Source organism: Pollutimonas bauzanensis (assembly GCF_900129885.1).
In the GTDB taxonomy this organism is placed as follows: domain Bacteria; phylum Pseudomonadota; class Gammaproteobacteria; order Burkholderiales; family Burkholderiaceae_B; genus Pollutimonas; species Pollutimonas bauzanensis.
In genome coordinates, this window is the sequence record NZ_FQXE01000011.1 from 145,863 (window position 1) to 157,496 (window position 11,634).

Sequence of the window (11,634 nt, forward strand, 5' to 3'; positions counted from 1 at the left end):
TGGGATTGCACATACTATGAATTCACCAAGTCTTTACCTACTGATCGCATTGGCCCCGCTAGCCGGCGCCATACTGGCCGGCCTTTTCGGCACGGGCTTCCTGGGCAATTTCGTCAGCCGCCGCGGGTCCCACCTGATCACCATCCTGGGCGTGCTGATCTCCTTCATCGGCTCGGTCATCGTGCTTTTCCAGGTGCTCGACGGGCATACCTACGACGGGGCGCTTTATACCTGGAGCGTCATCGGCACGACCAAGCTGGAACTGGGTTTCCTGATCGACTCGCTGTCGGCCCTGATGATGGTGGTGGTCACTTCCGTGTCGCTGATGGTGCATATCTACACCATAGGCTACATGGCCGACGATCCCGGCTATGAGCGCTTCTTTTCGTATATCTCGCTGTTCACCTTTTCCATGCTGATGCTGGTCATGTCCAACAACATGGTTCAGCTGTTTTTCGGCTGGGAGGCGGTGGGGCTGGTGTCCTACCTGCTGATCGGCTTCTGGTATACGCGCCCCACGGCGATTTTCGCCAATATGAAGGCCTTCCTGGTCAACCGCGTGGGCGACTTTGGCTTCATCCTGGGCATAGGCCTGCTGTTCGCCTATACCGGCAGCATGCATTATGGCGACGTGTTCGCCCAGACCGGCAAGCTGGCCGGCATGGCTTTCCCCGGCACCGACTGGCAGTTGCTGACGGTGGCCTGCATATGCCTGTTCATTGGCGCCATGGGTAAATCGGCGCAAGTGCCTCTGCATACCTGGCTGCCCGACTCGATGGAAGGCCCCACGCCGATTTCCGCCCTCATCCATGCCGCGACCATGGTGACCGCCGGCATCTTCATGGTGGCGCGCTTTTCGCCCGTGTTCGAACAGTCCACGACGGCGCTCTCGGTAATGATAGTCATAGGCGCCATCGGCGCGCTGTTCCTGGGCATCCTGGGCATAGTCCAGACCGATATCAAACGCGTGATCGCCTACTCGACGCTGTCGCAGCTGGGCTATATGACGGTCGCCCTGGGCGCCTCGGCCTATTCGGCCGCCATCTTCCACCTGATGACGCACGCCTTCTTCAAGGCTTTGCTGTTCCTGGGCGCGGGCTCGGTGATCATCGGCATGCACCACGACCAGGACATCCGCAATATGGGCGGCCTGCGCAAGTACATGCCCATTACGTGGATCACCTTCCTGGTGGGCACGCTGGCCCTGGTGGGCACGCCGTTCTTCTCGGGCTTTTATTCCAAGGAACACATCATCGAGGCGGCGGGCGCGGCCAATGTCTGGGGCGCGGGCTTTGCCCACTACGCGACCCTGATCGGCGTCTTCGTCACGTCCCTGTATTCCTTCCGGGTGTACTTCCTGGTCTTCCACGGCAAAGAGCGCTTCCACGCCGATGCGCATGCGGGCCACGCCCACGACGACCACGGCCATCACGGCGGCGCCCCGCATGAATCGCCCTGGGTGGTGACGCTGCCGCTGGTGCTGCTGGCCATCCCGTCGGTGATCGCCGGGGCCTGGTTCATCGACCCCTTGCTGTTTGGCGGCTTCTTCGATGGCGTGATTGCCGTTGCGCCGGCCCACCCCGCCATGGCCGAGCTCGCCCATCATTGGCACGACTGGCTCGCCTTCGCCTTGCACGGCTTCATGACGCTGCCTTTCTGGCTGATGATCGCCGGCCTGGTCGTGGCCTGGTACTGCTATCTGATCAATCCCAAAGTGCCCGCCGCCATACACGGCAAGCTCTCGGTCATCAATCGCATACTCGACAACAAGTACTATGCCGACTGGTTCAACGAACAGGTCATCGCGCGTTGCGTGCGCGGCCTGGGCCGCGGCTTCTGGCAGGCGGGTGACCGCGGCCTGATCGATGGCATCATGGTCAACGGCAGCGCCCGCGTGGTGGGCTGGGTGGCGGCTGTCAGCCGGCATCTGCAATCCGGCTACATCTATCACTACGCCTTTGCGATGATCATCGGAATCATGGCTCTATTAACCTTTTTTGTGGTGACGGTTCACTGATGGCTAGCGATATGGCGTCTTCTACTCTTCCCTGGTTAACGCTGGCGATTTTCGTCCCGATCGTTGCCGGCCTGATCGTGCTGCTGCTGGGCCGCGACGACCGGCCGGGCCTCACGCGCGTGCTTGCCCTGGCGGGCTCGGTGGCGGGCTTTCTTGTCACCTTGCCGCTGTACAGTGGCTTCAACTCCGCCACGGCCGACATGCAGTTCGTCGAAAAGACGCCCTGGATCAAGACCTTCGCGGTCAACTACCATCTCGGCATCGACGGTATTTCGATCTGGTTCGTGCTGCTGACAGCCTTCATCACGGTGATCGTGGTGCTTGCCGGCTGGCGCGTCATCACCAGCCGCGTGGCGCAGTACATGGCGGCTTTCCTGATCCTGTCGGGCCTGATGGTCGGGGTGTTCGTGGCGCTGGACGGCATGCTGTTCTATGTGTTCTTCGAAGCCACGCTGATACCGATGTATTTGATCATAGGCGTATGGGGCGGCCCGAATCGCGTCTACGCCGCGTTCAAGTTCTTCCTGTACACGCTGATGGGCTCCCTGCTGACCCTGGTCGCCTTCATCTACCTGTGGCACGCATCGGGCGGCTCATTCGACATCCTCGCCTGGCACCAGCTCAAGCTGGACTATACGCCGCAGATCTTCATCTTCATCGCCTTGCTGGCCGCCTTCGCCGTCAAGGTGCCGATGTGGCCGGTGCATACCTGGCTGCCGGACGCCCACGTGGAAGCGCCCACCGGCGGTTCCGTGGTGCTGGCCGCCATCATGCTCAAGCTCGGCGCCTACGGTTTTCTTCGGTTTTCGCTGCCTATCGCGCCCGATGCCTCGCACAGCCTGGCCGCCATGATGATAGCCTTGTCGCTGATCGCCGTGATCTACATCGGCCTGGTCGCCATTGTCCAGGACGACATGAAAAAGCTGGTGGCGTATTCGTCGGTCGCCCACATGGGCTTCGTGACGCTGGGCTTTTTCATCTTCAACACGGCCGGCCTGGAAGGCGCCATCGTGCAGATGATTTCCCACGGTTTCGTTTCGGGCGCGATGTTCCTGTGCATAGGCGTCCTCTATGACCGCATGCATACCCGGCGCATCGACGACTACGGCGGCGTGGTCAACGTGATGCCGCGCTTCGTCACCTTTTTCGTGCTGTTCTCCATGGCCAACAGCGGCTTGCCCGCCACCAGCGGTTTCGTGGGCGAGTTCACGGTGATCATGGGCGCCGTCCAATACAACTTCTGGATAGGCCTGCTGGCCGCGCTGGCATTGATCCTGGGCGCCTCGTATTCCTTGTGGATGCTCAAGCGCGTGGCGTTCGGCCCGGTCGCCAACGACAATGTGCGCGCCATGACCGATCTCAGCGGGCGCGAATTCCTCATCATGGGGCTCATGGCGATAGCGGTGCTGTACATGGGCATTTATCCCAAGCCGTTTACAGATGTCATGCACGTGTCGGTGGAAGCCTTGTTGCAGCACGTCTCTATCTCGAAACTGTAGACCAGAAATATTATGCAAAATCCTTTTGACTTCGCCTTGGCCACGCCCGAGATTCTGCTTTTGATTCTGGCTGCGGCGACGCTGCTGATCGATGCCTTCAACAAAGCGGAATCGCGCCACGCGACTTTTACGGTCAGCATCATCACGCTGCTGATCCTGACGGCGGTGTCCCTGTGGCAATGGAAGGAAGGCGTGGAGGGCAGCTCCTTCGGCGGCCTGTATGTGGTCGATACGCTGTCCCACTTCCTGAAGGTGCTTTCCTATCTGGCGGTCGGCGCCACCCTGATCTACGGGCGGGGCTACGCCGAAGAGCGCGACATGATGAAGACCGGCGGCGAGATGTATTCGCTGACGCTGTTCGCCTTGCTGGGCCAGATGGTGATGATTTCCGCCGGCAGCATGCTGACGGTCTACCTGGGCGTCGAGCTGATGTCCTTCGCGCTCTACGCCCTGGTCGCGCTGCGCCGCGACGACGTCAAGGCGACCGAAGCGGCCATGAAGTATTTCGTGCTGGGCGCCCTGGCTTCCGGGGTGCTGCTGTACGGCATGTCGATGATATACGGCGCGACCGGCCAGCTCGACCTGAGCCAGATCGCGCAGGTCATAGGCAGCGGCAAGGCCGAGCGCCTGCCGCTGGTGTTCGGCGTGGTGTTCATCGTGGCCGGCCTGGCATTCAAGCTGGCGGCGGCTCCTTTCCATATGTGGACGCCCGATGTCTACCAGGGCGCGCCTACGGCGGTCACGCTGATCCTGGGCGCCGCGCCCAAGCTGGCGGCGTTCGCCATCACCCTGCGCCTGCTCATCGAAGGCCTGCACGGCATAGCCGTCGACTGGCAGCCCATGCTGCTGGTGCTGGCGGTGCTGTCGCTGGCGATAGGCAATATCGCCGCCATAGCGCAAACCAATTTCAAGCGCATGCTGGCCTACTCGACCATCTCGCACATGGGCTTCGTGTTCCTGGGCCTGCTCTCGGGCGTGGTGCAGGGCCAGCCCGGCGCCGCCGGCTCGGCCTACGGCGCCGCCTTGTTCTACATGGTCATCTATGTGCTGACGACGCTGGTCACCTTCGGGCTTATCCTCCTGCTCAGCCGCAAGGGTTTCGAGTGCGAGGAAATTTCCGACCTCAAAGGCCTGAATCGCCGCAACCCCATCCTGGCGGGTCTTCTGCTGCTGGCCATGTTCTCGCTCACCGGCATTCCGCCCATGGCCGGTTTCTATGCCAAGCTGGCCGTATTGCAGGCTCTCGTGGGTTCCGGCCATGTCGCCATCGCCGTGGTCGCCGTGATGTTCTCGCTGATCGGCGCTTTCTATTATCTGCGCGTGGTCAAGATGGCTTATTTCGACGAGCCCGAGGGCGAGTCCATGCCGCTGGCCAACGGCATCGTCACCAGCGGGCTGATGTCCATAAACGGCCTGCTCATCATCGCTCTCGGTATTCTGCCCGGCGGCCTGATGGCGCTGTGCGTCAGCGTCATCCAGGACTCGCTGAAGTTCTAGCCTGGCCTTTGCTCCTGCGCCGCCCTCCTGCGCCGCCGGCGGGCCGCGCAGGAGGGCGGCGCAGGAGAGCTGCGCTGATCCGGCCTGCCGATGGGCCAATGCAGGAAGCCCTGTACCCATTGTTTCTTGGCTCAGTCCATGCCTTAGGATGTACATGAATCAGTCATTTGCCGTCTGGCTTCTTATCGGGCTTTCCCTGGTAACGGCCAATCTTCCCTTTATCGCCGAACGGCCTTTCCTGGTCTTGCCGTGGACGCAAAAAGGCGAGGCCGCCGCGCCGGCATGGATGCAGTGGCTCTTTTCCCTGCTGTTCTTCTGCCTGCTGGCGGGCTGGGCCTATGGGGCCTACACACTGATAGGCGGCGCATTCGTGGTGGCGTCCGACCCTGGCTCGGTGGCCCTGTTCCTTGCCAAGATCGCCGGCGCCGCCCTGGTGGCGGCCTTGCTGCTGGCCTATCCGGGCTGGCGCAATCGCGCCCGCGCCGTGGAGAAGTCATTTTTCGCGCGGCTGCTGGAGCTCCTGGCTTTTTACGGACTGGTCGGGATTGCCGGCTTCGCCTTCGAAACCAATATGGGCAACAGCTTTGCGCAGACCTGGGAGTTCTACGCCGTCACCTTCAGTCTTTTTCTGGTGCTGGCTTATCCGGGCTTTGTGTACCGCTATCTGCTGCGCCGCCGAAAGCGCTGATGTCGGGCGCCGCGGTGTCGGCGCGGTCCTGCTCCTTGAGCACCATGGTGGGCGGATTGACCAGCGGCAGCCCGGCTTCGCGCAATTGCTTCAGTATCTCGAACAGCAAGGCGCTGCGCACCCGGTAGGCGGCGCGCGGCGAACCCACATAGCCCGTGGCGTTGAATACCAGGCCGGTGGCGTCTATGCCGTCCAGCATGACATCGGGCGCGGGCTCGTCCAGGACTTCGCCATTCTCCTGAAGCGCCGCCAGCATCAGGCCGTGCACTTTTTCGGCGTGGGTGTTCACCGGCAAGGCCAGCTTTATCTGCACTCTGCCCAGGGGATTGGCATGGGTCACATTGCGCACGACCTTGGTGATGAATTCGGAATTGGGAACGATCACGGTAGAGCGGTCGCCCATCTGGATTTCGGTGGCGCGCACATTGATGCGGCGGATGTCGCCTTCGACGCCGCCCAGGGCCACCCAATCGCCGACTTTTACCGGCCGTTCAGCCAGCAGAATCAGGCCCGAGACGAAGTTCTGCACCACGGCCTGCAAGCCAAAGCCTATGCCGACAGATAAGGCGCTGGCGATCCACGCGACGCGTTCCAGGCTGATGCCGACGGCCGACAGCGCCAGCGATATGGCCACGACATAGCCTGCGTAGCCGAACAGGGTGGCGGCCGACAGGCGCATGCCGGGGTCCAGCCCGGTGGTGGGCAGGTACTGGTCGGCCAGCCAGTGCTGCAGCTGCCTGACGACCCCGAAGCCCAGCAGCAGTACCAGTATCGCCGTCAGGACCGCGGTGGGGCGGATCTGTACTTCGCCTATGGCGATGCCGGTATGCAGGTGGTCGAGCTGGCGCAGCCATTCCGCGGCGCCCCCGCCGAACGGGGACAGCAGCAGGGTCAGGGCGAACAGCACCACCAGCAGGCGCGCGACCCCCGACAGCAGGACGATGGCCTGGCTGCGGGCGCGCGACATCGGGCGAGCATTGCTTTCGTCCCCGCCATGGCGCTTGGCCGAGGCCAGCAGGCTGGCGCAAGCATCATCGATCAGGCCGGTGATCAGATAGGTGGAACCCGCCACCAGCGCGAACCATACCAGCTGCTTGGCGATGAAGCTGCCCAGCGCGACGTAGCCCACCAGCAGGCTGGCGATGCTGAAGATCACCGCCAGCCACAGCGCGCCCAGCACGATGGCCAGCCAGATAGGCGTGGACGGCGCCGGCGCCTTCTGCGCATCGTCTGCTGCGGGGCGGCTGGCGCGGCGCACGCGCAGCATGGCCAGGACGATGATGATGCCCAGGGCCAGGGCCATGATGCAGTCCTGCGCCACGGTGGCGACCAGGCTGGCGTTGACCAGAATGGAGAGGCGCTGGGCTGCCCAGCCCAGCGAAATCACGATGGCCAGCGCCAGGGGAAACCAGCGCAGCCGCAATGCCAGTTGGTCGTCGATGCGCGGCAGCCGCCACGAAGGCCGGTCCGGCGCCAGCAAGGCTTTGCCCAGGCCCGCCACGAAGCCGCCGAAGCAGGCGATGCCGACCCACTGGTTCAGCAGGGACGCGAGGGAGCCCGACAAGGAGGCGCTCAGACCGATGCCCAGGCACAGGACCCCGGCGACCAGGCCGGGCGTGGCGGTGCCCAGCAGCACGAGCACCAGCGCGTGCAAGGACCGGCGCAATCGCCCCGGGGCGATGCGCGTGGTGCTCATCCGCATCAGAGCCCGGCCGGCCAGGGCGCGCAGGGTGAAGATCAGGGCCACGCCCAGCAGCGCGCCGATATAGGCGACGAGGCCGGCGGCGCCCAGCGCCGCTTCCAGTTCCTCGCGCAGCGGCGCCAGGCGCCGCAAGTCCCGGGGCGATTCGTCCAGCAAGTCCTCCCAGAACGTGGCGGCCAGGATCGATGAGGTGCGTTCTCCCAGTTGCGCCTGGAATTGGGTGCGCCGCAGCTTCAGAAGCTGCTCGGCCGTCTGTCCTGCCTCGACGGCGATCAGCCTGGCCAGTTTTACCTGGGCGTCCAGTGTGCTGCTGTTCTTGGTCAGCTGCTTGCGCTGCACCGCCACGTCGGGGGCTTCGGGCGCGCCCTCGGCCGGGACGCCGAGTTCGGCCAGACGGGCATTGACGCTGGTCAGCTGGGGCCCGATGGCCGCCGCGACGGTCTCGGCCTGGGCTTGCGCGTCCAGGGCCGTGGTGCGCAGTTCGGCCAGCTGGGTATCGTCCAGCGCTTTGTCGGGCAAGGCGTCCAGCTTCTTTTGCACCGCATTGATCTGCGCGCGCGCGGCGTCCAGCACCTTGTCGGGCTCGATCTTCGTGTCCGCATCCGCCGCGTGGGCGCAGGCCAGCGTAAACCCGGCGAGGAGCAGAAGCGCGGCGAGGGCCAGCGCTTTATGCAATCGATGGAGGATGGTTTTGACTGGCGCGGGGCGGGTCGGACGGCGGGGCGGTAGCATGAGGGGGCGTGGCGAAAGGACCCATCATAACGCCGAATCGGCGGGGAATCACGGCCGATACGTAAGCAGTTAAAATGGCCGGCAACATTTATATCGCCAGGGCGCGCGGCATGCCGCCGGCGCCTGTAACGGCTCTTCACCTTTTGATCGAATACCTTCATGACCCACCTCATTCTGCAAGCCCCGAATCTTGTCGCCGCCCATATTGAAAAGGTGGCCGCCATCGCGAGCGCGGGAGGGGTGCAGGAGCTTGGCGGCACGGCCGTGCGCCTGCTCGACGTGGACGGCGCCGAACGCGCCGCCGTCGAGGATTGCTGCGCCGAATTCGGCATGGACTACGCCTTCTTCGAACAGATCGCGCGCCTGCGCGATTGCAGGATACTGGCGATGGACATGGACTCGACCCTGGTCAATATCGAATGCATAGACGAGATCGCCGATATGGCCGGACGCAAGGCCGAAGTGGCGGCCATCACCGAAGCGGCCATGCGCGGCGAAATCGCCGATTTCGCGGAAAGCCTGACGCGGCGCGTGGCCTTGCTGGAAGGCGTGCCGGTGAGCGCCCTGGAACAGGTATATGAGCAGCGCCTGCGGCTGAATCCCGGCGCCGAGCATTTGATCGCGGTGGCCAGGAAAACCGGCTTGAAAACCCTGCTGGTGTCGGGTGGCTTCACTTTCTTTACGCAGCGCCTGCAAGAGCGGCTGGGGCTGGACGCCAGCCACGCCAATTTGCTGGACGTGGACAATGGCAAGCTGACCGGGAAGGTGCTGGGCGATATCGTCGATGCGCAGGGCAAGGCCGACCGCTTGCGGGAACTGGCCGAGCAACTGGGCGCCGGCGCCGAACAGATCATCGCCGTCGGCGATGGGGCCAACGATCTGAAAATGATGGCGCTGGCCCGCTATTCGGTGGCGTATCGCGCCAAGCCGGTGGTGCGCCGCCAGGCCAACTACGCCCTCGACGTCAGCCCGCTCGATGGCATCCTGAACTGGTTCCGCCTGAGCCACTGAGGCCGGCGCGATCTTGCGGCATCCTTGAGCCGATGGCCCGGGGACGCCGCAAGAAAAACCGGCGCCCGGCGGTCAGTACTTGAGGTTGGCGCTGAGGATGACCTGCCGGCCGGCCCCGAAGTCGGCATGGTGCACGCCGTTGGTGCGCGTGTAGTAGTCCTTGTCCGTCAGGTTGAGCGCGTTCAGCTGCAAGGCCAGTGTCTTGTTGACCTGGTACGCCGCCATCGCGTCGAAGCGCCAGTATGCGGGCATATGGACCGCATTGGCGCCGCCGCCGGCGCCGCCCTGGTTGCCGCCGAATGTCTTGCCGACATAATAGGCGCCCGCGCCCACTGTCAGCGGATTCAGCAGTTTATAGGTGGACCAGAGGCTGAAGCTGTGCCGCGGCGTATTGGCCAGCGGGTCGCCTTCGTTGACGCCGCTGTAGGCGCCCTTGACCAGTTCGCTGTCCATATAGGTATAGCCGCCGTAGACATTCCATTTGGGCGTCAATTCGCCCGATGCGCCCAGTTCCAGGCCGCGCACCCTGGTTTTCCCCGCCTGCGCGAAGATGCCCGGGTCGACCTCGATCTGCGCATCGCGCCTGTCGTTCTGGAAGATGGCCGCGGTCAGGTTCAAGCGCTCGTTGAGCACATTCCACTTCGTGCCCAGCTCTATCGTGCGGCTCTTTTCCGGCTTGAGGTCGCCCATGCCGGCGGCTATGCTTTCCTGGTCCCCGCCGCTGACGCTGGGCGGCGTCGAGGCGGTCGAGTAGGAAACATAGACGCTGCCGTTCTTGCTCGGCTTGTAGACGAAGCCCAGCTGATAGTTGAAATTGTTCCAGCTGCCGCTGTCGGTCTCCATCACCGTGGCGCCGCGCGGCAGGAATCCGCCCGATATCCGGTAGTTGTCGAAGCGCACGCCGGCGTTGACCTGGAAGCGCTCGGACAGCTCGATGGTATCGAAGAGATAGGCGGCGCGGGTGGTCGACGTCGAATCCACGCTCAGGGGGCCGCGCGTGACCGAGCCCGTCCAGGGATCGCTGGGATTGGGGCTGTAGAACGGCGTGCAATCGAACTGGCGGGCGCCATAAACCGTGGGGCACGCCGTGCCGCTGCTGGTCGCCACGTTATAGCTGGCGTTTTTGTTGGTTTCGCGCGAGAACTCCACGCCCAGATTGAAGCGGTGCTTGAGGCTGCCGGTATCCAGTTGCCCATACAGCTCGGTCACGTTCGTCAGCATCGCGCTCTTCTGCCAGCGCGATTTGGTTCCGCGCTGCATCCAATATTGGCTGGTCAAGGGATCGAACAGGACCTTGCCATCGCCCGGGTTGGTCACCACATAGTCGTTGATCGTCTCGCCATAGCGGGTGGCATTGCGCAGCGTGAGCCTGTCGTTGAGGTCATGCTCGACTTCCACCGTGCCGATATCGGCCTTGGTCTTCTGGTAATCGCGGTCATACAGGCCGTAGAAGGTATCGCGATCGACGCCCACAATGCCGGTGCCGGTACGCAGCCCGGGAATCTTGGCGGCCAGGGGCACGCCGTAGTCGGGCATGCCGTCGGTTTTCAAATGGTAATAGCTGAGTGTCACGCGGGTGGGCGTCCCTATGCCCAGCGACAATGACGGCGCGATGCCGAACTTCTCGTAATCGACCTGATTGCGGCCGGGTATATTGCCTTTTGCCTCCAGCACATTCAAGCGGAACGCGGAGTGCTCGCCGAACTGCCAATTGCCGTCGGCCGTGCCGCGCAGGTAGCCGTCGTTGCCATACCCGAAATTGCCTTCGGCGGAGTTGCCCAGGCGCGCGCGCTTGCTGACCAGATTGATGCTGCCGCCGCCCGAGCCGCGTCCGCCATAGGCCGAATCCGCCCCCTTGATGACCTCGACGCTTTCCAGATTGAAGATTTCCCGCGTCTGGCCGCCCGGATCGCGCACGCCATCGACATACACGTTGTTGCCCGATACGGCGCCCCGGATGACGGGGCGGTCGGCCAGTGGCTGGCCGCCTTCGCCGGCGCCGAAGGTAATGCCGGGCGAATTGCGCAGCACATCCTGCAGGGAAGTCGCGGCGCTGTCCTGGATGACCGCTTTGGGGATGACCTGGACCGACTTGGGCGTATCCAGCAGCGGCGCGGTGAATTTGGTTTGCGCCGCCTCGGGTATCTGATAGGAATTGTCGCTGGCGGTCCCCGTCACCTTCACGGGAGCCAGCATGGTCGCGCTCCCCGAGGCGGTCTGCGCATGGGCATGAGGCGACAGGAACATACCCGGGCTCACCAGCGCCAAAGCCAGGGATGAACCCAATAAGGTGTGTGGCGACGAGGTCTTGCTAGTCAACGGCTTCTCCAATTGAATATAAATGCGAATGATTGTTATTAGAAGTTTGAATTCTAAAATTTTTAAGCTGAATTTAAGCTGAAATAGCTTGAGGCTTGAACAAAAGGGCGGCCTGGCGTTGCAGCCTGTCCACGAATGCCACCCGGGGAGGGGCGGCAGCCCCGGACCG

Annotated in this window: 7 protein-coding genes and 1 pseudogene; 6 read left to right on the forward strand and 2 right to left on the reverse strand. The window is 63.4% G+C overall.

The window, feature by feature from the left end; translation table 11 throughout:
* Positions 1–16: 16 nt before the first annotated feature.
* From nuoL to BUB23_RS27695, 5 genes and pseudogenes are all read left to right on the forward strand, one after another.
* Entirely contained in the window at positions 17–2,017 is a 2,001-nt protein-coding gene (gene nuoL, locus BUB23_RS18615; RefSeq protein WP_073105984.1) for an NADH-quinone oxidoreductase subunit L, read from the forward strand.
* The gene (locus tag BUB23_RS18620; protein WP_178372348.1) at positions 2,014–3,516 is read left to right on the forward strand and encodes an NADH-quinone oxidoreductase subunit M; all 1,503 of its coding nucleotides are present in this window, start codon (positions 2,014–2,016) and stop codon (positions 3,514–3,516) included. Before nuoL ends, BUB23_RS18620 begins: the two co-directional genes overlap by 4 nt.
* Positions 3,517–3,525: 9 nt before the next feature.
* The gene (gene nuoN / locus BUB23_RS18625) at positions 3,526–5,013 is read left to right on the forward strand and encodes an NADH-quinone oxidoreductase subunit NuoN (protein ID WP_073105994.1); all 1,488 of its coding nucleotides are present in this window, start codon (positions 3,526–3,528) and stop codon (positions 5,011–5,013) included.
* Positions 5,014–5,167: 154 nt separating this feature from the next.
* Positions 5,168–5,257: pseudogene (locus tag BUB23_RS27690) on the forward strand (DUF2818 family protein); the annotation flags it as partial.
* A gap of 186 nt (positions 5,258–5,443) precedes the next feature.
* Complete coding sequence (locus tag BUB23_RS27695; RefSeq protein ID WP_425439560.1) at positions 5,444–5,701, forward strand: DUF2818 family protein; 258 nt, start codon at positions 5,444–5,446, stop codon at positions 5,699–5,701.
* Here BUB23_RS27695 and BUB23_RS18635 read toward each other — a convergent pair.
* Positions 5,631–8,135 carry a DUF3772 domain-containing protein gene (locus BUB23_RS18635; RefSeq protein WP_084136120.1) on the reverse strand — a complete coding sequence of 835 codons (2,505 nt, stop codon included), beginning with the start codon at positions 8,133–8,135 and terminating at the stop codon, positions 5,631–5,633. The genes BUB23_RS27695 and BUB23_RS18635 overlap by 71 nt on opposite strands.
* A gap of 159 nt (positions 8,136–8,294) precedes the next feature.
* Between BUB23_RS18635 and serB the strand changes: the two genes are divergently transcribed.
* Positions 8,295–9,146, forward strand: a complete 852-nt coding sequence (serB, locus tag BUB23_RS18640; RefSeq protein WP_073106005.1) for a phosphoserine phosphatase SerB — start codon at positions 8,295–8,297, stop codon at positions 9,144–9,146.
* Between the two features lie 72 nt (positions 9,147–9,218).
* On the opposite strand, the gene BUB23_RS18645 is transcribed toward serB, so the two are convergent.
* Complete coding sequence (locus tag BUB23_RS18645; RefSeq protein ID WP_073106008.1) at positions 9,219–11,465, reverse strand: TonB-dependent receptor; 2,247 nt, start codon at positions 11,463–11,465, stop codon at positions 9,219–9,221.
* Positions 11,466–11,634: the final 169 nt, after the last annotated feature.